Source organism: Zafaria cholistanensis (assembly GCF_008580665.1).
Lineage (GTDB): Bacteria > Actinomycetota > Actinomycetes > Actinomycetales > Micrococcaceae > Zafaria > Zafaria cholistanensis.
This window is the reverse complement of the sequence record NZ_BKDJ01000001.1, coordinates 529,891-552,769: the sequence shown is the minus strand read 5'-3', so window position 1 is coordinate 552,769 and position 22,879 is coordinate 529,891. Positions and strand designations below refer to the sequence as shown.

Annotated in this window: 21 protein-coding genes and 2 tRNA genes; 14 read left to right on the top strand and 9 right to left on the bottom strand. The window is 71.0% G+C overall.

Features of this window, described 5'->3' with window-relative positions; translation table 11 throughout:
- Positions 1 to 55 precede the first annotated feature (55 nt).
- Positions 56 to 126: transfer RNA gene (locus NCCP_RS02565), tRNA-Gly, on the top strand.
- Positions 127 to 223: 97 nt separating this feature from the next.
- Here the strand turns inward: NCCP_RS02565 and NCCP_RS02560 are convergent.
- Both NCCP_RS02560 and NCCP_RS02555 read right to left on the bottom strand, forming a co-directional pair.
- Complete coding sequence (locus NCCP_RS02560; RefSeq protein WP_149955492.1) at positions 224 to 1,138, bottom strand: Fpg/Nei family DNA glycosylase; 915 nt, start codon at positions 1,136 to 1,138, stop codon at positions 224 to 226.
- Positions 1,139 to 1,612, bottom strand: a complete 474-nt coding sequence (locus tag NCCP_RS02555; protein ID WP_149955491.1) for a ribose-5-phosphate isomerase — start codon at positions 1,610 to 1,612, stop codon at positions 1,139 to 1,141.
- Between the two features lie 176 nt (positions 1,613 to 1,788).
- Here NCCP_RS02555 and pepN point away from each other — a divergent pair, with 176 nt between their 5' ends.
- The 3 genes from pepN to NCCP_RS02540 all read left to right on the top strand — a co-directional run bounded on the left by pepN (position 1,789) and on the right by NCCP_RS02540 (position 5,554).
- Positions 1,789 to 4,335, top strand: coding sequence for an aminopeptidase N (gene pepN, locus NCCP_RS02550; RefSeq protein ID WP_149955490.1), 2,547 nt, complete (start codon positions 1,789 to 1,791; stop codon positions 4,333 to 4,335).
- A 68-nt stretch (positions 4,336 to 4,403) separates the two neighbouring features.
- Positions 4,404 to 4,874, top strand: coding sequence for an OsmC family protein (locus tag NCCP_RS02545; RefSeq protein ID WP_149955489.1), 471 nt, complete (start codon positions 4,404 to 4,406; stop codon positions 4,872 to 4,874).
- 173 nt (positions 4,875 to 5,047) lie between these two features.
- Positions 5,048 to 5,554, top strand: a complete 507-nt coding sequence (locus tag NCCP_RS02540) for a globin (RefSeq protein ID WP_149955552.1) — start codon at positions 5,048 to 5,050, stop codon at positions 5,552 to 5,554.
- A gap of 17 nt (positions 5,555 to 5,571) precedes the next feature.
- Here NCCP_RS02540 and NCCP_RS02535 read toward each other — a convergent pair whose 3' ends face one another.
- Together NCCP_RS02535 and NCCP_RS02530 are read right to left on the bottom strand one after the other, a co-directional pair.
- Positions 5,572 to 6,366 (bottom strand): VOC family protein, encoded by a 795-nt coding sequence (locus NCCP_RS02535; protein ID WP_149955488.1) that lies wholly within the window; start codon positions 6,364 to 6,366, stop codon positions 5,572 to 5,574.
- Positions 6,367 to 6,473: 107 nt separating this feature from the next.
- A complete protein-coding gene (locus tag NCCP_RS02530) occupies positions 6,474 to 7,172 on the bottom strand; it encodes a DUF8185 domain-containing protein (RefSeq protein WP_149955487.1) in 699 nt (232 codons plus the stop codon).
- 152 nt (positions 7,173 to 7,324) lie between these two features.
- Here NCCP_RS02530 and NCCP_RS02525 point away from each other — a divergent pair, with 152 nt between their 5' ends.
- Entirely contained in the window at positions 7,325 to 8,194 is an 870-nt protein-coding gene (locus NCCP_RS02525; protein ID WP_149955551.1) for an acyl-CoA thioesterase, read from the top strand.
- A gap of 131 nt (positions 8,195 to 8,325) precedes the next feature.
- Here the strand turns inward: NCCP_RS02525 and ettA are convergent, their stop codons facing one another.
- A complete protein-coding gene (gene ettA, locus NCCP_RS02520) occupies positions 8,326 to 10,008 on the bottom strand; it encodes an energy-dependent translational throttle protein EttA (RefSeq protein ID WP_149955486.1) in 1,683 nt (560 codons plus the stop codon).
- Between the two features lie 230 nt (positions 10,009 to 10,238).
- Positions 10,239 to 10,844 (bottom strand): single-stranded DNA-binding protein, encoded by a 606-nt coding sequence (locus NCCP_RS02515; RefSeq protein WP_172627262.1) that lies wholly within the window; start codon positions 10,842 to 10,844, stop codon positions 10,239 to 10,241.
- A 210-nt stretch (positions 10,845 to 11,054) separates the two neighbouring features.
- Between NCCP_RS02515 and NCCP_RS02510 the strand changes: the two genes are divergently transcribed.
- The 4 genes from NCCP_RS02510 (at position 11,055) to NCCP_RS02495 (ending at position 14,870) form a co-directional block, all read left to right on the top strand.
- Positions 11,055 to 11,127, top strand: a tRNA-Arg gene (locus NCCP_RS02510).
- Between the two features lie 265 nt (positions 11,128 to 11,392).
- Positions 11,393 to 12,889 (top strand): exonuclease/endonuclease/phosphatase family protein, encoded by a 1,497-nt coding sequence (locus tag NCCP_RS02505; protein ID WP_149955484.1) that lies wholly within the window; start codon positions 11,393 to 11,395, stop codon positions 12,887 to 12,889.
- A 23-nt stretch (positions 12,890 to 12,912) separates the two neighbouring features.
- Positions 12,913 to 13,458: a hypothetical protein gene (locus NCCP_RS02500; protein ID WP_149955483.1), complete on the top strand. Its 546-nt coding sequence runs from the start codon at positions 12,913 to 12,915 to the stop codon at positions 13,456 to 13,458.
- A gap of 125 nt (positions 13,459 to 13,583) precedes the next feature.
- Entirely contained in the window at positions 13,584 to 14,870 is a 1,287-nt protein-coding gene (locus tag NCCP_RS02495; protein WP_149955482.1) for an MFS transporter, read from the top strand.
- Positions 14,871 to 14,932: 62 nt separating this feature from the next.
- Here NCCP_RS02495 and NCCP_RS02490 read toward each other — a convergent pair whose 3' ends face one another.
- Both NCCP_RS02490 and NCCP_RS02485 read right to left on the bottom strand, forming a co-directional pair.
- Complete coding sequence (locus NCCP_RS02490) at positions 14,933 to 15,775, bottom strand: aldo/keto reductase (RefSeq protein WP_149955481.1); 843 nt, start codon at positions 15,773 to 15,775, stop codon at positions 14,933 to 14,935.
- A gap of 143 nt (positions 15,776 to 15,918) precedes the next feature.
- Positions 15,919 to 16,368 (bottom strand): Lrp/AsnC family transcriptional regulator, encoded by a 450-nt coding sequence (locus NCCP_RS02485; protein WP_149955480.1) that lies wholly within the window; start codon positions 16,366 to 16,368, stop codon positions 15,919 to 15,921.
- A gap of 117 nt (positions 16,369 to 16,485) precedes the next feature.
- On the opposite strand from NCCP_RS02485, the gene NCCP_RS02480 reads away from it, so the two are divergent.
- Positions 16,486 to 17,349, top strand: coding sequence for a LysE family translocator (locus NCCP_RS02480; RefSeq protein ID WP_149955479.1), 864 nt, complete (start codon positions 16,486 to 16,488; stop codon positions 17,347 to 17,349).
- Here NCCP_RS02480 and NCCP_RS02475 read toward each other — a convergent pair.
- Complete coding sequence (locus NCCP_RS02475) at positions 17,346 to 18,428, bottom strand: LysR family transcriptional regulator (protein WP_149955478.1); 1,083 nt, start codon at positions 18,426 to 18,428, stop codon at positions 17,346 to 17,348. The two genes, NCCP_RS02480 and NCCP_RS02475, sit on opposite strands and share 4 nt — an antisense overlap.
- 143 nt (positions 18,429 to 18,571) lie before the next feature.
- On the opposite strand from NCCP_RS02475, the gene NCCP_RS02470 reads away from it, so the two are divergent.
- The 4 genes from NCCP_RS02470 (at position 18,572) to NCCP_RS02455 (ending at position 22,853) form a co-directional block, all read left to right on the top strand.
- Positions 18,572 to 19,810 carry an MFS transporter gene (locus NCCP_RS02470; protein WP_149955477.1) on the top strand — a complete coding sequence of 413 codons (1,239 nt, stop codon included), beginning with the start codon at positions 18,572 to 18,574 and terminating at the stop codon, positions 19,808 to 19,810.
- Between the two features lie 233 nt (positions 19,811 to 20,043).
- Entirely contained in the window at positions 20,044 to 21,012 is a 969-nt protein-coding gene (locus NCCP_RS02465) for a hypothetical protein (RefSeq protein WP_149955476.1), read from the top strand.
- Positions 21,013 to 21,450: 438 nt separating this feature from the next.
- The gene (locus NCCP_RS02460; RefSeq protein ID WP_149955475.1) at positions 21,451 to 22,431 is read left to right on the top strand and encodes an alpha/beta hydrolase; all 981 of its coding nucleotides are present in this window, start codon (positions 21,451 to 21,453) and stop codon (positions 22,429 to 22,431) included.
- A 50-nt stretch (positions 22,432 to 22,481) separates the two neighbouring features.
- Positions 22,482 to 22,853: a hypothetical protein gene (locus tag NCCP_RS02455; RefSeq protein WP_149955474.1), complete on the top strand. Its 372-nt coding sequence runs from the start codon at positions 22,482 to 22,484 to the stop codon at positions 22,851 to 22,853.
- The last annotated feature ends 26 nt before the right edge of the window (positions 22,854 to 22,879 follow it).

The window sequence follows — 22,879 nt, the reverse complement described above, 5'->3', positions numbered from 1 at the left end:
CCGGCGCGGCTGCTAGAGTCTTCAACGTCGCCGCGGGGGTTCCCCGAACGGCCGCGGGGATGTAGCTCAATGGTAGAGCCTCAGTCTTCCAAACTGATTACGCGGGTTCGATTCCCGTCATCCCCTCCGCAGCGAAGGGCCCCGATCCACCCGGATCGGGGCCCTTCGCGCGTTGCGGGCCGGGCACGACGGCGGCGCCCGCCCCGGGCGCCCCGCCCGGGCCTCAGCGCGGGCCGGCCCCCTGGCAGCGGGGGCACCAGTAGAGCTTGCGGGCGGCCAGGTCGGTGACGGCCACCGGGCCGGCGCAGATCCGGCAGGGACGGCCCTGGCGCTGGTAGACGTAGTGGGCGTTGTCCGGCCACAGCGGGGCCGCCGCATCGGTGCGATCCGCGGGCCGGGTGGTGACGATCCGCCCCTGGCGCACGCCGTCGGCCATGGTGGAGGCAATGTCCTCCCACAGCGCCAGGGCCTGCCCGGGCCCCACGTCCCGCCCGCGCCTCCACGGGTCCAGCCCCTGGCGGAACAGCGCCTCGGCGCGGTAGATGTTGCCAATCCCGGCCACCACCGACTGGTCCATCAGCAGGGTGCCGACGATGACCGACCGCTTCCGCAGGCGCCGGACAAACTCCTCCGGCCCGCCGTCCTCCCACCCCGAATCCGGGCGGCGCAGCGGGTCCGGCCCCAGCCTGGCGCGTACCGCGGCCGCCTCGGCGGGGGTGAGGACCTCGCAGGCGGCAGGCCCGCGCAGGTCGGCCCAGCCGTGTGGGGACACCAGCCGGGCCCGCACCTGGCCCGTGGGGGCCGGCGGGCCGGCGTACGGGGCCGGCGCGGCGCCGTCGTACGCCTCGCGTTCGCCGATCCGCCGCGGCGCGCCGATGCTGGAGGCCCCGCGGAACGTGTCGTCGCCGCCGAAGTCCCACGCGCCATACAGGCCCAGGTGGACCCGCAGCAGCAGCCCGTTGTCGAAGCCGAGGAAGAGCTGCTTGCCGTGGGCCTCGGCGGAGGCCAGGCGGGCGCCGTCGATCCGGGCCGCGCCGGCCGCGAAACGGCCCTGCGGGCTGGAGACGGCCAGCGCCTGGCCCCCGAAGACGTCGGCGAACTGCCGGGCCAGGCGGTGGACCGAGTGTCCTTCCGGCATCTAGTCGACAATCTCCCCGGTGGTTTCGTAGGTGGCGATCTTGCCGATCCGGCGCACGTGGCGCTCTGCGCCGCTGAACGGCTCGGCCAGGAAGGCGTCCACCAGCGCGGTGGCCTCCTCGAGGGTGTGCTGGCGCCCGCCCAGGGCGACGACGTTCGCGTCGTTGTGCCCGCGCGCCAGGCGTGCGGTGTCCAGGTTCCAGGCCAGCGCGGCGCGGACTCCCCTGACCTTGTTGGCGGCGATCTGCTCGCCGTTGCCCGAACCGCCCAGCACGATGCCGAGCGCCTGGACGCCCGCCTCCTGGTCGGCGACGACGGCGAGCGCGGCGCGGATGCAGAACGCCGGGTAGTCGTCTTCGGGGTCGTAGGCGGCGGGGCCGTGGTCGATGACCTCGTGTCCGTTGGCGGCCAGGTGCTCGGCAAGGTGGGCGCTGAGCTCGAGCCCGGCGTGGTCGGTGGCGATGTGGACGCGCATGGAGTGATCCTTGGGATGGGTGGCTGAATGTCGCTGACCAGCCTACTGGCATTCCCCGGCATGGCGGGGTGTTGCCGGAGCCGCCGGGGTGAGAGAATCCGTTCCATTGTTCAATAGCTGTTTCACATCATGTGCGGCCCCTTTCGGGGCGCCGCGCCCCGGAGGAGGCCCCGAAGTTGCCAGGCTTGAATCTCACCCGCGACGAGGCACGCGCCCGCGCAGCCCTGCTGGACGTCGAATCCTACGAGGTCGTCCTTGACCTGACCCGCGGCGACCGCGTCTTCGGCTCCACCACCACCGTCCGCTTCCGGGCGGAGGCCGGCGCCTCCACCTTCATCGACGCCGTCACCGACACCGTCCACTCGGTGGTCCTCAATGGCCGCAGCCTCGACCCGGCGGAGGTCTCCGACGGGGTGCGCATCCAGCTGCCGGACCTGGCCGCAGCCAATGAACTGACCGTCGTCGCCGATGCCCTCTACATGAACACCGGCGAGGGCCTGCACCGCTTCGTGGACCCGGTCGACAACGAGGTCTACCTCTACACCCAGTTCGAGGTCCCGGACTCCCGGCGCATGTTCGCCGTTTTTGAGCAGCCGGACCTGAAGGCGGCCTTCCGCTTCACCGTTACCGCCCCTGCGCACTGGGACGTCATCTCCAACTCCCCCACCCCGGCGCCGCAGCCGGGCGCGGACGGCTCCGCCACCTGGGCGTTCGAGCCGACCCTGCCGATGTCCTCCTACGTGACCGCGCTGGTTGCCGGTCCCTACCAGGCGGTGCACAGCGAGCTCACCAGCTCCGACGGGCGCACCATTCCGCTGGGGGTGTTTGCCCGCAGGTCCCTGATGGAGCACCTGGACGCGGAGAACATCTTCCGCCTCACCCGCCAGGGCTTCGAGTTCTTCGAGAAGCAGTTCGGCACCCCCTACCCGTTCCCGAAGTACGACCAGCTCTTCGTGCCCGAGTTCAACGCCGGCGCCATGGAGAACGCCGGGGCCGTGACGTTCCTGGAGACCTACATCTTCCGCTCCAAGGTTCCCGAGGCCACCATCGAGCGCCGCGCCATCACCGTGCTGCACGAGCTGGCCCACATGTGGTTTGGCGACCTGGTGACCATGCGCTGGTGGAACGACCTGTGGCTGAACGAGTCCTTCGCGGAGTTCATGTCCACCCTGGCCGCGGCGGAAAACACTGAGTTCGCCAACGCCTGGACCACCTTCTCCTCCATGGAAAAGTCCTGGGCCTACCGCCAGGACCAGCTGCCCTCCACGCACCCGATCATCGCCGAGATCAACGACCTCGAGGACGTCCAGGTCAACTTCGACGGCATCACCTACGCCAAGGGCGCCTCGGTGCTGCGCCAGCTGGTCGCCTGGGTGGGCCAGGAACAGTTCATGGCCGGGGTGCGCTCCTACTTCGGCAAGCACGCCTGGTCAAACACCGAACTGCCGGACCTGATGGCCGAACTGGAGGCCTCCAGCGGACGCGACCTCTCCGAATGGGGCCGGCTGTGGCTGGAGACTGCGGGGGTGAACAAGCTGGAGCCGGAGATCGGCGTGGACGGGGAGGGGACCATCACCTCCTTCGCGATCCTGCAGTCAGCGCCGCAGGAGCACCCGACCATCCGCCCGCACCGCCTCGCCGTCGGCTTCTATGACCTGGACGACGCCGGCCGGCTGGTCCGCACGCACCGCGAGGAACTGGACGTGGCCGGGGAGCGCACCGAGGTGCCCGCCCTTGCCGGGCGCCGGCGCCCGGCCCTGGTGCTGCTGAACGACGACGACCTGGCCTACGCGAAGATCCGGCTGGACCCGGCCTCCCTGAAGGCCGCCCGGACGCACCTGAAGGACTTTGCGCAGTCACTGCCGCGCACCCTGGTCTGGGGTGCGGCATGGGACGCGGCGCGCGACGGCGAGACGGCCGCGCGGGACTATGTGGAACTGGTGCTGCGCAACATCGCGTACGAGACCGACTCCTCGGTGGTCCAGGTGCTGCTGCGCCAGTTGGCCACCACGCTGGACTACTACGTGTCCGCCGGGGACCGCCGGGCGATCGCCGTCGCGGCCGCAGACAGCCTCTGGGAACTGGCCGCGGCCGCGGCGCCGGCTTCCGACGCACAGCTGCAGCTGGTCAAGGCGTTCGCCTCCCGCGCGCAGTCGCCGGAGCAGTTGGACATCGTCACCGGGCTTTACGACGGCTCGCGCGTGCTTGAGGGCCTGGCCGTGGACACGGACCTGCGCTGGGAGCTGCTCACCTCGCTGGTCACCGGCGCCCGCGCCGGCCAGCCGGAGATCGATGCCGAACTGCGCCGGGACAACACCGCCAACGGCCGCCTGGCAGCCGAGGCGGCCAAGGCCGCCATCCCCACGCTGGAGGCCAAGAAGGCCGCCTGGCACGCGATCGTGGTGGAGGGCACCCTGTCCAACCTGCAGCAGCGCAGCGCGATTGCCGGGTTCAACCGCGTGCACGACGCGGACCTGATCGCCCCCTTCGCGCAGGACTACTTCGCCGTGGCGCGCCGGGTGTGGGAGACGAAGAGCCATGAGATCGCCCAGCAGATCGTGGTGGGGCTCTACCCGTCCCGCCAGACCAGCCAGGCGACGCTGGAGCTGACGGACAGGTTCCTGGAAGAGCTCGGAACCGACATCCCGGCGCTGCAGCGGCTGGTGGTGGAAAGCCGGGACGGGATTGTCCGCGCCCTTCGGGCACAGGACGCGGACAAGTAGGACCCGGACGGCCGGCTTCCTCGGACGCCGGCCGTCCGCGGGTGCCGGCCGCGGCCTAGGCTGGAGCCATGAACCTGGATCTGCACCGCTACGCGGTGGCCCTGCGCTGGACGGGCAACCGCGGTTCCGGCACCTCCACCCACCGCTCCTACGGGCGCGACCACGTGGTCTCCGCTGCCGGCCTGCCCGACCTGCCCGGCACCGCCGACCCCACCTTCCACGGCGACCGCGACCGCTGGAACCCGGAGCAGCTGCTGCTGGCCGCGCTGTCCCAGTGCCACATGCTCTCCTACCTGCACGTGGCGGTGAAGCACGGGGTGGTGGTGGCCGGCTACTCGGACGCCGCCGAGGGCACGCTGCGGCTGAACCGGGACGGCAGCGGGGAGTTCACCGAGGCCATGCTGCGCCCGCGGGTGGAGCTCGCGGACGAGTCCCAGCGCGCCCTGGCCGACTCGCTGCACCAGGCGGCGCACGATGTCTGCTTCATCGCCCGCAGCGTCAACTTCCCGGTGCGCCACTCCCCCGCCGTTCCGGACTGAGGCACCGCCTCGGGACAGGAGCACCATCCCGGACAGGAGCACCGTCCCGGACAGGAGCACCATCCCGGGCCGGGGCGGCACCGCCCGGCGGTACGCTTTAACGCATGACTTCCCCGTCCGGACCCCTCTTTGATTCCGCCGCGGCCCCGCTTCCCCCGCGCACGAACCTGGGCATGCCGCAGGCCGGCGCGCCCGCGCACGGCGCCCCCTCGCCCGGGGGCACCTCGCCCGACGGCACCGGGCAGCCGCTGAGCCCGGTCCCGGGCTGGGTGGGCGACGGGTACGACGAGGACCAGTCCGCGTTCGAGGGAACCTTCTACCACCAGGTGGGCGGACGCGAGACGTTCCGCAGGCTGGCCGAAAAGTTCTACGAAGGCGTCGCCGCCGATCCCGGCTTCCGGGCGATGTACCCGGAAGAGGACCTCTATCCGGCCCAGATGCGCCTGCAGATGTTCCTGGAGCAGTACTGGGGAGGGCCGGGCACCTACAGCCAGCGGCGCGGCCATCCGCGCCTGCGCATGCGCCACATGCCCTTCCCCGTGGACTCGGCCGCCCGCGACGCCTGGCTGCGCCACATGCGCGCCGCCGTGGAGGCGCTGGACCTGCCGCCGCTGCAGGCCGAAACCCTGTGGGACTACTTCGACCGGGCCGCCCATTCCCTGCAAAACCGCCCCGGCTGAGGCCGGCTGCGGCCCGGCTACGCGGTCCCCGCCGGCATGACCGGATCGATGATGCCAAACAGTTCGCCCTCCGGCCCGGCCAGGACCGCCATGCGCCCGTAGTCGCTGTCCGCGGGCGGCATCAGGGCCCGCGCGCCCAGCTCCGCCGCGGTGTCCGAGACCCCGTCCACGTCCCCGACGGCGAACCACGGCAGCCAGTAGTTCGGGGCCCCGGACAGGGAGCGGGCGTCCTCGAAGACCGCCCCGAAGGCCTCCTTGGCGCCCACCGGGCGGAACTGCGCGTACCGGAATTCTTCGGTGTCCGACACCGTGTCATAGGTGTAGCCGAAGACCCGCGCGTAGAAGTCCTTGGACCCGTCAAAGTCGCGGGTGTGCAGCTCGTTCCAGCACAGGGCGCCGCGTTCGCCATGGACCTCCGCCCCAAAGGAATCCCGCGCCTGCCAGACCCCGAAGACCGCGCCGGCGCTGTCCGCGGCAACCAGCATCCGCCCGGCCTCCATGACGTCGAAGGCGGGCACCATGATGATGCCCCCGGCGGCCGCGATCCACGCCGCCACCTGGTCCGCGTTGTCCGCGGCCAGGTGGGTAATCCAGGCCGGCGGCCCCTCCGGATCCTCCGGCCGGGGCCCGATGCCGGCGGCCTTGCGCCCGTCCAGCAGCGCGAACGTGTAGCCGCCGGCCCCCTCCGGGGCCTGCTCGAAGGTCCAGCCGAACAGCCTCGCATAGAAGGCGCATGCGGCCGGGACGTCGTCGGACTGGAGGTCCACCCAGCAGGGGGTTCCCGTAGGCCAGGGTTCGTTACGGATGGGCATGGCGTGCTCCTTCGTCACCGCGGGATTCCCGGACGGCGGAGCGCGCCACGGGAGGATCCGGCCCGGGACCGGGCCCGCGCCTAGCTGAAAGCTAGCACCGGCTCCCGCTACTTTGAACCCGTGGAGGAGGCCAGCCGGACCAGCACATGGCCGTGCGCCGAACTCAGCCGCAGCCAGCGCCCTGCCGAGAAGAGGGCGGAGGCGCCCCCCGGCGCCAGGAAGCCGAGGGCATGCGCCGCGAACGCGGCCCCGGCGGGCAGTTCCGCGGCGGGGGCGGGGCCGGCGGGATCCCCCGGCACGGATGCCCGGGCCGCCGGGGTGGACCAGATGCGCGAGCGCACGGTGGCCAGCACCGGCTTGCCCGCGTTTTCCGGCAGCGCGCCGGCGACGGCACGCATGCCCTCCTCCGCCACGGACCTCAGCAGGGCATCGTCATATTCGGCGATCCGTTCCCAGCCGCGCCTCGGCGGAGCCACCCCGGCCCAGGGGGCAAAGGCCTCCACCGGCGGCAGGGACAGTTCGGTGGAGGCCCCACCCATCCGGGCCAGCCGGTCGGTGAGCGCGCCCAGCCCATAGACGGCGGCCAGGTCCGCCGGCTCCGCCAGCCGCGCCACCCGCAGACCCAGGATGGTGGGCACCGTGGCGCCGAGCGCCTCGGGGTAAAGGACCGGCACGTACACCCCCAGCGCGGTGCCGGCGGCCTCCAGCCGTGCGGAACCGTCCTCGATCGCCCGCGCGCGGGTCAGGAAGGTGTGCAGGTCGGCTACGGATTCGGCATCGGCGAGGGCCAAGTGGTCGGAGTGCATCCCTCCATGCTTTCATCCGCGGGCACGCCCGCGCCACGCGGCGCGCTGCGCGTGCGTTCCGGCGCGCTTGATGGCCAAGGCGCGCGGCGGATAACCTCGAGCGGACGGCCCTTACCGAGGAGTAATAATTGAGCGAGCGCGACACGACGGAGATGCTGCTGGACCTGCTGGACCTGGACGGGGAGCCGGAGGCGCGCACCGAAGAGGACATCTTCACGGGCCGCTCCCCCATCCAGCCCCGCCAGCGGGTGTTTGGCGGCCAGGTGCTGGGGCAGTCGGTGGTGGCCGCCAGCCGCACCGTCTCCGGGGACCGCCCCATCCACTCGCTGCACGGATACTTCCTGCGCCCGGGCGATGCGCTCAAGCCCATCACCTTCGGCGTGCAGCGGCTCCGCGACGGCCGGTCCTTCTCCGCGCGCCGCGTCCACGCCTACCAAAACGGGGAGCCGATCATGTCCCTCATCGCCTCCTTCCAGGCCCCGGCGGAGGGGATCGAGCACCAGGAGCCCATGCCCCCGGGCATCCCGGACCCCGAGACCCTGCCCAGTTCGGCCGACATCCTGGGACGGGTGGACGACCCGCTGGCGCAGGACTGGGCGTACAACCGGCCCTTCGACGTGCGCTACGTGGAGCCGCCCATCTACTTCCCGACCCCCGAGCTGGCCAGGCAGCACACCGCCCGAAACACGGTGTGGCTCAAGACCACCGGGCCGATGCCCGACGACCAGGCCCTGCACCGGGCGGCCCTGGCCTACGCGAGCGACTACACGATCCTTGAGTCCACCCTGCGCCGCCATGGCCTGCCGTGGACCACGCCGGGGCTGAGCGTGGCCAGCCTGGACCACGCCATGTGGTGGCACCGCCCGGTGCGCGTCGACGAGTGGCTGCTCTACGTGCAGACCAGCCCCAGCGCCTCCGGCGCGCGCGGCCTGGGAACGGGCCGCATCTACAACCGCGCCGGGGACCTGGTGGCCTCCGTGGCCCAGGAGGGCATGGTGCGGCTTCCGCACCCCCCTGCCTAGGCGGGTCGGCCGGGGGGTGCGGAAGCGCCACGACGCCGGGGCGCCACCGGTTGGTGGCGCCCCGGCGTCGTGGCGGGGTGGAGTCTCAGGGGCCGGCGTTTCAGGGGCCCGGCGTCCCCGGGCCCCTGCCGCTAGTCCCGCGTGAGCTTGCGGTGGGTGACACGGTGCGGCTTCGCCGCGTCCGGGCCCAGCCGCTGGACCTTGTTCTCCTCGTAGGACTCGAAGTTGCCTTCGAACCAGTACCAGTTCGCCGGGTCCTCCTCGGTGCCCTCGTAGGAGAGGATGTGCGTGGCGACCCGGTCCAGGAACCAGCGGTCGTGGGAGATCACCACGGCGCAGCCGGGGAACTCGAGCAGGGCGTTCTCCAGCGAGGACAGCGTCTCGACGTCGAGGTCGTTGGTGGGCTCGTCAAGGAGCAGCAGGTTGCCTCCCTGCTTGAGGGTCAGCGCCAGGTTCAGGCGGTTGCGCTCGCCGCCGGAGAGCACCCCGGCCTTCTTCTGCTGGTCCGGGCCCTTGAACCCGAACGCGGAAACGTAGGCGCGGGAGGGCATCTCCACGTTACCCACCTGGATGTAGTCAAGCCCGTCGGAGACGACCTCCCACAGCGACTTGTTGGGGTCGATGCCGGCACGGTTCTGGTCGACGTAGGAGATCTTGACGGTTTCGCCGACCTTCAGTTCGCCCCCGTCGAGCGGCTCCATGCCGACGATGGTCTTGAACAGGGTCGACTTGCCGACGCCGTTGGGGCCGATCACCCCGACGATGCCGTTGCGTGGCAGCGAGAAGGACAGGCCCTCGATCAGGGTGCGGTCATCGAAGCCCTTGACCAGGTCCTTGGCCTCGATGACCACGCTGCCCAGGCGCGGCCCCGGCGGGATCTGGATCTCCTCGAAGTCCAGCTTGCGCGTGCGCTCGGCCTCGGCCGCCATCTCCTCGTAGCGGGCCAGGCGGGCCTTGGACTTGGTCTGGCGGCCCTTGGCGTTGGAGCGGACCCAGTCCAGTTCCTCGGACAGGCGCTTGGCCAGCTTGGCGTCCTTCTTGCCCTGGACTTCGAGGCGCTCGCGCTTCTTTTCCAGGTAGGTGGAGTAGTTGCCCTCGTACGGGTGCAGCTTGCCGCGGTCGACCTCGGCGATCCACTGGGCCACGTGGTCCAGGAAGTAGCGGTCGTGGGTCACGGCCAGCACGGCGCCGGGGTAGGCCTGCAGGTGCTGCTCGAGCCACAGCACCGACTCGGCGTCGAGGTGGTTGGTGGGCTCGTCGAGGAGCAGCAGGTCCGGCTTCTGCAGCAGCAGCTTGCAGAGCGCGACGCGGCGGCGCTCGCCCCCGGAGAGCACGGAGACGTCAGAGTCTCCCGGCGGGCAGCGCAGCGCGTCCATGGCCTGCTCCAGCTGGGAGTCGATATCCCAGGCGTCGGCGGCGTCGATGGCCTCCTGGAGCTTGCCCATCTCCTCCAGCAGCGCGTCGAAGTCGGCGTCGGGCTGGGACATCTCCTCGGAGATCTGGTTGTAGCGCGTGATCTTTTCGTAGATCTCGCCGACGCCCTCCTGGACGTTGCCCAGGACCGTCTTCTCTTCGTTCAGCGGCGGCTCCTGGAGCAGGATGCCGACCGAGTAGCCGGGGCTGAGGCGCGCCTCGCCATTGGACGGGGTGTCCAAACCGGCCATGATCTTCAGGATCGTGGATTTGCCCGCACCATTCGGGCCGACGACGCCGATCTTGGCGCCGGGGAAGAAGGACATGCTGACATCGTCGAGGATGACCTTGTCGCCAACGGCCTTGCGGGCCTTGGTCATGGTGTAAATGAATTCCGCCATGCCTTCAAGGCTAGTGGGTGCGCCCCCATTCCTCACATTCGGTCCTGTCTTGGGCCCGTTCGGCCACAGCCGCCCCGATCGGCCGCCGCTCCGGGGCTGGATCCGGGGCCGGATCCAGGACCGGATGCAGGACCGGATGCAGGACCGGATGCAGAGCCGGATCCGGCCCTGCGCCCCGCCTGCAGGAAACCCCCGGGGCGGGGCTGCGGGAAGCACGCATCCGGCAGGGGTCAGGCGGCACCCGCATCCATCCCGCGTCCGCCTCCTTCCGCTTCCGCTTCCGCTTCCCCTCCTTCCCCTTCTCCTTCCCCGCTGCCCCCGCCGCCGTCCAGTTCCCCTCCCGCATACTCGCCCTCGAAGCCGGGTCCCCCGTACGCGCCGGAGAGCACTTCCCCGGTGTCCGCATCCACCTCGGAAGGCACGGACCCGGCATCGGCCGGAACGGAGTGCGATGCCTCGGTGGCTTCCTGGCGCTGGGAGGGGGTGCGCAGGTACCGGCTGACGCCAAAAAGCAGGTCGTGGCCCACGGTGTCCGCCAGGATTTCCGCGCTGGTCCCGTAGGTTCCGTCGCTGCGGCGGTACTGGCTGATTTTCAGCCGCCCCGTGGCCACCACGCGCTCGCCCTTGCGGAGTGAGGCCATCACATTGCGGGCCAGTTCACGGAACACCTTGACCGTGAACCAGTTCATGTCCGCATCTCCCCACTCCCCGGTGGCGCGGTCGAGGCGCCTGTCCGGCGCCCCCAAGCGGAAGCTGACAATGTGGAGCTTGTCGGCGGTCTCGAAAAAGGTCAGCTCGCTCGCGACGAAGCCGCGAACGGTGAGGTGTTCGGCCATGGTGTCCTCCATTGGTTGGGCGGAAGCTCCCTGCTCCCGGTCCCAGTCTGAAAAAACCGGGAGCACCCCGGGTGTGCGCCCGGCCCGGAAGTGGACAAGCGGCGGCCCCGGCCTCCGCAAAGCGCCATGTGGGGGAAGGACGCCCGGTCCGGCCTGCGCGCCGGGCGGCGGGGCACCCTATAGACTGGGCAGGACGCCCATGGGGCGCCAGCCTCCGTAGCTCAATGGATAGAGCAACGGCCTTCTAATCCGTTGGTTGTGGGTTCGAGTCCCGCCGGGGGCACTGCTTGGCTTCGCCGCTCGGGGCGGCGTGGCCCCATGGATGTTCCCATCCCGCGCCTCCTCCCGTTTGAGGGGCAAGTCCGGTAATCTTCGACAAGCAAAAGCTTTCAACAGTGCCGCCGGGGGAATTTACATTGTGGGATAAGTGCATTACAGGCCGTGCAAAATCGAACCGTCCGGCCGGTCCCCCACCCCGCCAGTCCAGCCCCCGAAGGGCGGCCCCCTCCCGGAGGATTTCCCTGCTGCGCCGTGCCGCGGGCGCGGGCGTGGCCGCGGCGTTGGGCCTTGCCGCCACGCTGCCGGCCCTCCCCGCCGTCGCCGGCACCGCGACGGCCCAGTCCAGCGCGCTCGCGGCGCCCACCGTTACCGCGGTGACCACCGCCGGCGTGGGGCTGGCCTGGCCGGACCACGCAGGGGCGCACCACTACGAGGTACGGCACTCGACTTCCCCGGCGTTCACCGACGCCGTCGTCGAGGAGAAATACAACAGCCGGTATGTCGACGGCCTGGCCAACGCCACCACGTACCACATCCAGTACCGGGCCCTGACGCGGCCTCCGGGCGCCCCGTACGGCACGTACGTGCCCACCGGCTGGTCCGATACCCTGACGGTCACCACCGAGGCCCGGTTCCCGGGAGCCTTCACCACCCTGGAGGCCACCGGCGGGCTGGATTCGATTACGGTCCGGTGGAATGAGACGGCCTACACCACGCACTACACGGTCGTGGTGGCCGATGACCATAAGATGACCCGCAACAAGCGGACCTTCGAAAACGTTACGGGCACCTCCCTGACCGTCCGGGACCTCTCCCAGGGCTCGCGAACGGGCATGCCGACATTCGTGAAGGTTTCGGCACACAATAAGACCTATCTGACGCGCACCTCCCGGCGGCTCACCGCCTATGCCGCCGCACCGGAGGTCGCCGGCACCGAAACGCTGCGGTTCGCCGCGCAGAACCTGCTGTGCTCCACCTGCAAGGTGCCGGGCAAGACGTTCGCGCCGTGGGCTACCCGGGTGAAAACCCACCTGGCGACCATCAAAGCCCAGAACCCCGACGTGCTGATCCTCAACGAGGCCGCGAACCAGCCCCTCCCCGGCACCAAAAAGGTCCGCTCCATGGACGGGTTTGTGGCAGGCCTGAAAAAGCAGGGCTACGCGCTGGACAGCAGGCTGGAGAAGGCCGGCCAAAGGGACGTGCCCAATCGGGTGGCGTACAAAAGCGCCAAGTACGCGCTGGTGGATAAGGGGTGGTTCAAGCTCCCCACCGCGCGGGGAGAGAACCAGCGCACCGCCGCCTGGGTGCTGCTGAAATCGCGCAGGACCGGCAAGGAGTTCTACGCGGTCTCCACCCACGTCTCGGTGAACCTGCCGCAGACCGGGGCAACGTCCAAAGAGTCTTCGGCCGAGCTGGTGGTGAGGCGGATGGCCGGCATCAACGGGCAGGACCTGCCGATGGTGCTGGGCGGTGACATGAACTCCAGCTTCTACCAGCAGCCCAACGCCCCGCACTCCGCATTCATCGCCGACGGGTGGACCGACACCGCCTCCAGCGCGAACCGGACCAACTACCTGTACCCGACCACCCACTACGGCACCGGCAGGAAGCTGGAGCAGACCTATGGACGCATCGACTACCTGTTCACCAAGAACATTGCCGGCACCGTCTCCTACAGGAACGTGATCACGGTCAAGGACGGCACGGTGGTCTCGAAGCACGGCTCCGACCACACCATGGTCACGGCCACGGCCAAGCTGCCGTAAGGCACCGGCACCGGGAGGAAAGCATGACCAAGGCGTCCAACACGCAGGCCATCGAACGGGCCACCGGCCTCCGGTGGGAGGAATGGGTGGCCTACCTCGACGGCTCCGGGGGGCGCGCCGCGCCCCACCGCGACCTGGCGGCCCGGGCCGCCGAGCGGCTGGCTGCCCTGGACGCCAACATCGGCTGGTGGGCCCAGGGCGTCGCGGTGGCCTACGAACAGCACATTGGCCGCCGACGGCCCGGGCAGGCCTGCGACGGCAGCTTCCAGGTCGGGGTCTCCAGGACCCTGCCCGGAACCATGGACGAGGCGATGGACGCGTGGTGCGCGCTGGTCGCCGGCGCCGGCTCCTTCGGCGGAATTCCCCCCGAGCGCGAGCCGGAGCGCAGCGCCACGGAAAACTGGCGGTATTGGCGGGTGCCGCTGGCAGACGGGAGCCGGGTCGGCCTCAGCGTGCATGCCAAGCCTGCGGGAAAGAGCGGCCTGGGCCTCCACCACAGGCAGCTCGGATCCCCGGAAGCGGTCATCCACTGGCGGGCGGTCTGGAAGGACCTGCTCGGCCGCCTCTAGCCGGCCCTCTCGGCGCCCCCGGGCGCGGAGGACACGGATAAAGGGAACGCAACGGGGCACGGAAGGCAACACGGCACGAACGCACCGGACCCGGCGAACCGGAACCCGATCGAGGAGGACCCACCATGCAGGCAGCATCCCCCCAGTCGGTCCCGGCTCCGCCCGGTTCCGCCGCCGGGCGCAACGCCGTGTTCGGCGTGTTTGCCCTGTCCGGCTTCATCTTCGCCACCTGGGTCTCGCGGATCCCGGCCGTCCGCGACGACTTGGGCCTGTCCACCTCGACGGTGGGGATCCTGCTGTTCGGGCTGGCCTCCGGGTCCATCGCCGGCCTGGCAGGGGCCCCCGCCCTGCTCTCGCGACTGGGTTCGCGGCGCGCCCTGCTGGGTGCCCTGCTGGGCACCGGCGCCGGCGCTGCCGCGCTGGGCGCCGCCGCCGGCGTCGTCGCCTCGATCCCCCTCACCCTTGCCGTCCTGGTCCTCTTCGGGTTCGTCTTCAGCGCCCTGGATGTGCTGATGAACGTGGCCGGGGCGGAGGTGGAAAAGCGGGCGGACCGGACGCTGCTGCCGCTGATGCATGCGTTCTTCAGCGCCGGAACCATCGTCGGTGCGGTGCTCGGCTCAGCGGCCGCCTACGGCGGAGCGCCGGTGGGCTGGCACTTCTTACTCGCGGGGCTGCTGGTCGCCGGGATCGGGGCCTGCACCGTCCGCTTCCTGCCCGCCGCGGCCTCCCGGCCGGTCCGGCGGCGGGCCCGGGGCAGTGCGGGACCGCGCCTGTACGAGTGGCTGGTTCAGACACTGCGGCCCGCACGCGATCTCCGCCTGGTCCTCCTGGGTGTGCTGGTGGCCGCGATGGCCTTCGCGGAAGGGTCCGCCAACGACTGGATCACGCTGGCGGCCGTGGACGGGCACGGATTCAAGGAGGCGGCGGGCGCGCTGGTCTACGGCGCCTTCGTCACGGCCATGACCGCGGGGCGGGTGGCCGGCGGTCCGCTGCTGGACCGCTACGGCCGGCAACCGGTGCTGATCTCCATGATGGGGCTGGGGCTGGCCGGCCTGCTCCTGTTCATCATCACCGACACCCCGTGGGTCGCCTACGCGGCCGCGGCGCTTTGGGGGTTGGGTGGGTCGCTGGGCTTCCCGGTGGGCATCTCCGCGGCAGCCGAGCACCCCGATCCGCAGTTCGCCGCCCGCCGGGTCAGCATGGTTTCCATCTTCGGGTACTCGGCCTTCCTGGTCGGCCCTCCGCTGCTGGGCATGCTCGGGGACTGGTGGGGGCTGTTGAGCGCGCTGTACATTGTGGTCGCCGTCCTGGCCGTGGCGCTGGCCGTCACCCCGGCCGCCATCCGCGGCCAGGCCGCCGATGGCGGCCGCCGCGGTGCCGGCAACAGTCCCACGCCGCAGGGGCGGGCCTGACCTGTGGGACCCCGGCAGGGGCGCGGTGAACTGCGCCGGCGGCGGAACCGCCGGCGCAGCCCCTAGTGTCCGAACTCCAACGGCGACACCAGTTCCGGCCCGGTGCCGTCCAGCGTGTCGATTGCCCGGACCTCCTCCGGGGTCAGCTCGAAGCCGAACACGTCCAGGTTCTGCGCCATCCGTTCCGGGTCCACCGATTTGGGGATGGGCACGGTTCCGCGCTGGACGTGCCACCGCAGCACCGCCTGTGCCGGAGTGACTCCGTGCGCCCGGGCCGCGTCCACCACCGGGGCGGCACCCAGCATCCCGCGTCCGCTGCCCAGCGGCGCCCAGGATTCGGTGACGATCCCGTGCTCGGCGTGGAAGGCCAGCAGGTCCCCGCGGAGCCAGAAGGGGCTGTGCTGGATCTGGTTCACGTCCGGCACCACCCCGGTCGCCTCGATGATGCGCTGGAGCTGCTCCGCGGTGAAGTTGGAAGTGCCAATGGCGCGCACCTTGCCGGCCTCCAGCAGCTTCACCAGTCCCCGCCAGGCCTCCACATAGCGGTCCTGCCCGGGGTTGGGCCAGTGGATGAGCATCATGTCAATGTATTCCAGGCCCAACCGGGTGGCGCTGTGCTCCCACGTGGTGCGCACCCCTTCGACCGAATGCCATTCCTTATTGAACTTGGTGGTCACGAACACCTCGGCCCGGGGAATGCCCGCGCGGCGGATCCCTTCCCCCACGCCCTCCTCGTTCTGGTAACTCTCCGCGGTGTCGATCAGTCGGTAGCCGGCCTGGAGGGCGTGGACGACGGCGGCGCCGGCCTCCGCGTCATCCATCGGCCAGGTGCCGAGTCCGACCGCGGGAAGGGTGGCGCCGTTGGCGAGCTGCTTGACAGGAACCTGCACTGTTTTGGCTGACATGCGGTCATGCTACGCGGTGGCGCCCCGCTGCACACCTGGTCCTTCAGAACCCGTGGAGACGGCGCCGCCTCCGGCCACGCGCTGTCCGCTGACGCTGTCCGCCGGCAGGGGCCCCGCGATTCACCCGGGGTGCACCCTTCCGCTCACACCGGCAACTGGCCCCCGTCCTTGACGTTTTTCATGACGATGGTGGAGGTCAGCTTCTCCACCCCGGGCAGGCCCACCAGCACCTCGTCGTAGAAACGCTGGTATGCGGCCAGGTCCACGGCCCGCACACGCAGCAGGAAGTCCGGTTCGCCGAACAGGCGCAACGCCTCCACCACTTGGGGGATCCCGGCGACCTCCGCCTCGAACCGCAGCATGTGCTGGCGGTCCCGCAGCGTCACGAACACCAGGGCCTCGAACGCCAGTCCCACCTTCGCGGCGTCCAACACCGCGCGGTAACCCTGGATCACGCCGGAGGATTCCAGCTCCTTGAGCCGGCGGTGGCAGGGAGCAACGGTCAGCCCCACCTCAGCGGCCAGGGCGGTGGCAGTAGTTCGCCCATCCATCTGGAGGCGGCGCAATATTTCCCGATCAATCGCATCAATCACGCAAAAAACATACGCTAAGCCCCCATTTATGAACCATATTGGGTCAGCACTTCTCAAGCGCGTTTCCGTACGCTGGCTGCATCATCCGCGCAGCACCGGGCATCACCAGGAGAACCCATGGATCCGCAGGACGTCGCCGGCTTCGCCGCCGTCTCAATCGCCCTCGCCTTCACGCCCGGCGCGGACTGGGCCTACTGCATCGCCGCCGGATTGGGCCGCGCTCGGATCCTTCCCGCAGTCGCGGGCCTGATCGCCGGCTACGGGATCCATACGCTGCTGCTCGTGGCCGGCATGGCCGCCCTGGTGGCCAGCCTGCCCGGGCTGTTGGCCTGGATGACCGTCTGTGGCGCCGGGTACCTGCTCTGGCTCGGCCTGTCCACCGCGCGCGGCTGGCGGCAGGCCGGCTTCACGGCCGGCCCCTCCGCGGCCCCCTCCGCAGGGCCCTCCGCAGAGGGGCCGGCCGCGGGGGCCCCCGCCCTCCCGGCGGCGACCGCGGGCGCCGGGGACGCCGGGGACGCCGTCGTGCCCCTGGGCGGCGCCACCATGCTGCTGGCCCCCGCCCCGCTGGCGCCGGCGGCGGCGGCGGCGGACGCGCCGTCCACGGTCCGGGACAAGGACACAGACGGGGACAGGGGTGTGGACCGGCGCGCCTTCCTGCGCGGACTGGGCACCAGCGGCACCAACCCGAAGGCGCTGCTGCTGTACCTGGCCCTGATTCCGCAGTTCGTCTCCCCCGTGGCGGCGGTCCCGCCGGTGGCGCAAACCGCGGCCTACGGCCTGGGCCACCTGGCCCTGTCCGCCGTGGTGTATTCGGGCGTTGCCGCGGGCGCGCGGCGGCTGCTGCGCTCGCGGCCGGCGGCAGCACGGGCCATCACCCTGGCCAGCGGGATCATCATGGTCTGCCTGGGCGCGGTACTGCTGTCCGAACAGCTGCCGTGGCTCGGCAGCCTCCTGGAAGGGCTGGTGCGCGGCCCCGCCTAGGGTTCCCGGGCCCGGGGTTCCCGGGCCGGCCCTGGGTCCAGGCTTCCGGGCCGGACCCCGCCGGCGCCGCGGCCGGGCGTGCCTTCCAGGACGACGGCGCGGCGGATGAGGTCGGCGAACCAGCACTGCTCCTCGGTGGCCATGTGGTCGGGGCGGCAGTACAGCGCCACCTCCACCGGCGGCACCTCGAACGGCAGGGCCGCGGTGCCCAAACCGAAGTCCGCCCCGAAAATCCGCGCTATGTCCTCGGCCAGCACGGCCACCAGGTCCGACCCGCGCACCAGCGCCGGCAGCACGGCCAGGTGCCCGACGCGCACCAGGACCCGGCGCCGGATGCCGAGACGTTCGATGACCGCCTCCGGCACCGCGTGCCCCGGGGTTCCCTCGACCACCACGTGCCGGGCGGCCTCGAACGCGGCCACGCTGGGCCCGCGGAGGATCGGGTTCGCCGCATCAGCCAGCAGCGCGTACCCGATGCGGAACAGCGGCGTGCGGGACACGCCCGCCGGCGGCAGCTCGACCGATCCGAAGGCGGCGTCAACGCTGCCGGAGAGCAGTTGCTCCGGCGCCGTTTCCCGGTCAAGGCCCACGGATTTCACGCGCACGCCGGGCGCCTCGACGGCCAACAGCTCAAGGATGCTGGGCAGGAAGCGGATCTCGCCGAGGGGGGACATCGCGACCGTGAAGTTCGCGTCGGAGGTTTCGGGATCGAAGTGGCGGGTGCGGGACAGGGCCTGGTCCACGTTTTGGAGCGCGTCGCGCAGGGGCGCGTAGAGGCGCCGCGCGGCACGGGTGGGGACCAGGGTGCGGCCCTCGCGGATGAAAAGCGGATCGTCGAACAGGCGCCGGAGCCGGGCCAGCGAGTGGCTCACCGTCGGCTGCCTGACCCCCAGATACTCCGCGGTGCGGGTGACGCTGAGGGTTTCGTGGAGCAGCACAAAAGCGCGGACCAGGTTGAGGTCGAATCCCGGATCCAGGGACCCCCCAGCAGGGCCGCTCCCGGCGGGCCGGTCCCCCGCTGCCCCGTCTTCACCGGTCCATCCTTCACCGGTCCATCGTTGACTTTCCGCCCCATACATAGATCCAGTCTATGGTCCGGCACCCTTCCATCTATTGGACGCGCCGGGTGATCCGCCGCACACTATCGGGTAATACCCGCCACGCCGGTGATGCGTGACACTTCCCCACGTCGCACCTGCCACACGCTAGGACCGCTTTACCCATGCAACCCAACCGCGCTTGGATCGTCGCCCTGTGCTGGCTCACGGTCGTCTTCGAGGGCTTCGATATCGTCGCCCTCGGCGCCTCCATCCCCACCCTGCTCAACACCTCCCACGCGGGGATGACCGCCCTCGACGCGACGTTCATTGCCACCCTCTCGCTGGTCGGCGTGGGCCTCGGAGCTGCCGTGATCGGTCCGATCTCCGACCGTTTCGGCCGGCGCGTGCCGCTGATGGCCTGCGTGCTGGTCTTCTCCGTCTTCACGTTCCTGTTCCCGCTCATGCCCACCGTCGCGCTGCTGGCGCTGGTGCGCTTCGTGGCCGGCCTGGGCCTGGGCGCGTGCATGCCCGTCTCGCTGACGATGATGCAGGAGGCCGCCCCCTCCGGCGGCAAGGCCCACTCCAGCACGATGACCATGACCGGCTACCACACCGGTGCGGTCGCCGCCGCCCTGGTGGCGCTGCTGGCCGGCGCCCACTGGGAATGGCTCTTCTACGGCGGCGGCATCCTGGGCCTGGCCATGATTCCGGTCATGTGGGCCAAACTGCCGGAGACGCACCGCACCCTCTCCGCCCAGCCCGCCGGCGCCACCCCGTCCGCCGCTCCGGCGGTCCGCGGCCGCGACCTGCTGCGCGCGCCCTACCTCCCCATCACCCTGGGGCTGTGGACGGCCGCATTCATGGGCCTGCTGCTGGTCTACGGCCTGAACACGTGGCTGCCCAAGCTCATGGGCGAAGCCGGCTACAACGTCTCCGACTCGCTGGTCATGCTGCTGGTCCTGAACGTGGGCGCCATTGCGGGCCTGCTGGTGGGGGGCCGCATCGCCGACCGCGTGGGCGTGAAGAAGATCGCCACCATCTGGTTCCTGGTCGCTGCCGTTATGCTCGCGACGCTGAGCATCCGCATGGAGAGCCAACTGGTCCTGAACCTGGCCGTCCTGTTCACGGGCATCTTCGTATTCAGCGCCCAGGTGCTGGTCTACGGCTTCGTCGGCTACCTCTACCCGAGCAACGTGGTGGGCACCGGCATGGGCCTGGTTGCCGGCGTCGGCCGGCTGGGAGCCATCGTGGGCCCGATGGCCACGGGCGCGCTGGTCAGCGCCGGTATTGCCTACCCCTGGGGCTTCTACTTCTTCTCCGCCGTCGCCGTGCTCGGCGCCCTCGCAGTGGTGATGATCCCGCAGGCGCGCTCGCGCACGCAGGCCCTCGCGCACGCCCGGGCTGCCGGCAGCGGAGCCTGACCCCGGCAGCCTCCCCCCGGCCGGCGCACCCGATCAGCCGGCTCCGCCGGCAAGGGCTGTCCAACCATCCCCGGCAGGTCCCACAACACCGGCGCCCGCGGGCCCCGCAGCGGTCGATTCCGTCCGCAGCGGGGCCCGCGGCGCAATCCCGGCGCCAACAAACCTGTTGCGGACAGCACTCCAGGGTGTACATTCCCAACAATTGTTTGGGGACAATTACTGGGGGAATTCTGATGGACCACTATGCCCTGCTCGGGGTGCAGCCTCATGTCGGGGTGCAACCTGATGCCCGCACCGAGAACATCGACCAGGCGGCCCGTCATGCCTTGTGGCGGCCGTCGCTGACGCGCGAGGAGGCGGCCGTGCCCGGCGGGCTCGTGGAAAGCCTGGGCCCGGACCCGCGGTGGCTGCGGTTCGTGGCCGGGGCCTCCGCAGCCCTGCTGGCGCTTGCCGGATTCGCCCTGGCAGGCCTGATGCCCGCCCCGTGGGACGGGGCCCAGCCAGGCCCGCCGGCGTGGCTGGATTTCCGCTCGGAACAGGGCCTGCCGGGGCGGGCGCAGCCCTGGCTGGCACCCTTGGGGGTGGCGCTGGCCACCGGACTGCTCGCAGCGGGTGCGGCCCTGGCCCTTCCCGTCCGCTCCGTCTCGCGACGGATGGCGTTGTGCCCCGTCCACGGACACCGCCACGATCCCCGGTCCGGGGCACCGGCAGCGGATGGCCCCGGGGCGGCGGACACGGCCGCCGCGCTGGAATCGCTGGTGTCCCTCCCGGGAACCCGGATCTTCCACGGGCTGCGCATCCCCGGCGCGCCGGCCATCCACGTGGACCACGCGGTGCTTAACGGCGCGCGGCTGGTCCTGGTCGGGACGGCGGCCAGGCCGCAGGAGGACGGCCGCGGCGCCCCCGGGGGGACGGGACGGGAACCGGCCAACCATCCGCCGGCCCGGCCGGCCCGCAGTGCCGACCTTTCCGGGAACCGGGTCCTGGCCAGGCTGGGCCAGGACCTGCGACTGGAGGTTGCGGTGTGGCCGGAGGCCTCAGGAACCGTGGAGTTTACGCCCGGCAGGGAGGTCCTTTCCGGGACGCGCACGGGCTTGGCGGACGGGCCGGTGGCAGAGATCCGGGCCTGGCTGGCCGCGGGCGAACTGGCCGGGCACGTGGACCGCGGCATCGTCGCCCGGCTGCGCCGAATGCTCCGGTAGCCGGGGCCAGAGCTGGGGCCGGAGCCGAGCCGGGTCATCGGGCCAGCCCGGAGACCGCCAGAACCATGCGCCCGGTCCGGCACCACGGCCCCGTGGGGGATCACTCCTCCACCCGCGCGCCTCTCTCCTGCAGGACTGCACCGCCCGCCGGGCCGGGCCAGGAGCACCGCCCCGGGCGCAGTGTTTTCTTGGGCGTTCCCGCGGCAAGGGCGCCCAGAGGACAAATACGGCGATGTACAGGGCTAGTCACATTGCCATCAAAATTGTATGTTTCCTGTGGATCGCGTCACAAAGGGGTGCACGCGGCCCTGCTGGACTATCAGGCTCAGCAAGCACTACCGGCTCCGCAGGCACTACAGGCTCTGGAAGCACCACAGGCTCCACAGCGGTTCGCTCACCAGCTCACTCAACAGTTCTCTCACGCACGAGGAGAATGAATTGGCACTTGACCAGGCAACCCTCGCTTTCCTTCAGGCCGGCGCCGAAGCCGCCGGCCCCGATGCCCTTCCGATGTGGCGGATGTCCCCCGCCGAGGCGCGCACCGCGGCCGCCGCTATGAACACCGCCTTTGGCAGCGGACCGGCGATGGGCTCCACCGAGGAGCACACCCTCACCGGGTGGGACGGCGGGACGTTCCGCATCCGCGTCCACGTTCCCCTCCCCGCGCCGCATTCGGTCTTCATCTACCTGCACGGCGGCGGCTGGGTGCTCGGGGACCTGGAGGGCTACGACACCCTCGCACGCCAACTGGCGGACAAGTCGGGAGCCGCCGTCGTGCTGGTCGAATACCGCAAGGCGCCGGAGCACCCCTTCCCGGCCGCAGTGGAGGATGCCTGGACCGCGCTCCAGTGGGCGGCCGCCCACGCCACGCGCCTGGCGGGTGCCGATGCCCCGCTGTTCGTCGGCGGGGACAGCGCGGGCGGGAACCTGGCCGCCGTCATGGCGCTGCGGAGCAGGGAACGCGGCGGCCCCGCACTGGCCCGCCAGTTCCTGATCTACCCGGTCACCGACGCGGATTTCAGCCGCGCCAGCTATGCGGAACCGCAGAACCAGACGCTCCTGACCGCCGAGTTGATGCAGTGGTTCTGGGACCACTATCTTCCGGACGCGCAGCACCGCACTGCCCCGGAGGCCTCGCCGCTGCGCGCCGCGGACCTGGCGGGCCTGGCGCCGGCGTTCGTGGTCACTGCCGAACACGACGTGCTGCGCGACGAGGGCGAGGACTACGCCGAACGCCTGCGCCGGGCCGGAAACGAGGTCGAGTTCCACCGCTGGCCAGGGCAGATGCACGGGTTCTTCTCGAGGGTCAACCTGCTGCCGGCGAGCGCGGAGGTGATGGACCTGGTCGCGGGGGCCGTGCACGACGACGTCGCGGACGCCCTGGATGCGCGGTTTGCGGTCCTGCGCGTGGACGCCTGAGCCGTCCCCAGGGGCGGGAACGGGGCGAAGCATGGCCTAGTGTTAATCGGATGATGAACAGACGCGACGCGGCCATCGCCTTGGATATCCCGCTGGAGATGGCCAAGCGCCACGGCCTCCCCGCCCGTATGAGCGAGGCGGAGCTGGCGGCGCTGCAGGCCGATCCCCCGGCGTGGCTGATTCAGTCCCGGGCCAACCGCGAGGGCAGGCGCCCGGTGTGGGTCCACCTGACCTGCACCGTCTGCGGCTTCTCCGAGGCGGCCCGGCCGAAGAAGTGGTGGCCGGAGTTCGACTTCGTCCATTGCGCCCACCACCCCGCCGCCGACCTGCCACCGGTGGCCCAGGGCCGGGTGCGGTGCGAATACGAGCAGATCGGCACCCGTCTGGTGGGCGTGGTCGACGAGGTGGTCCAGGCCGGCTGACGGGGGCGCCTGGCAGGGCCCGCCCA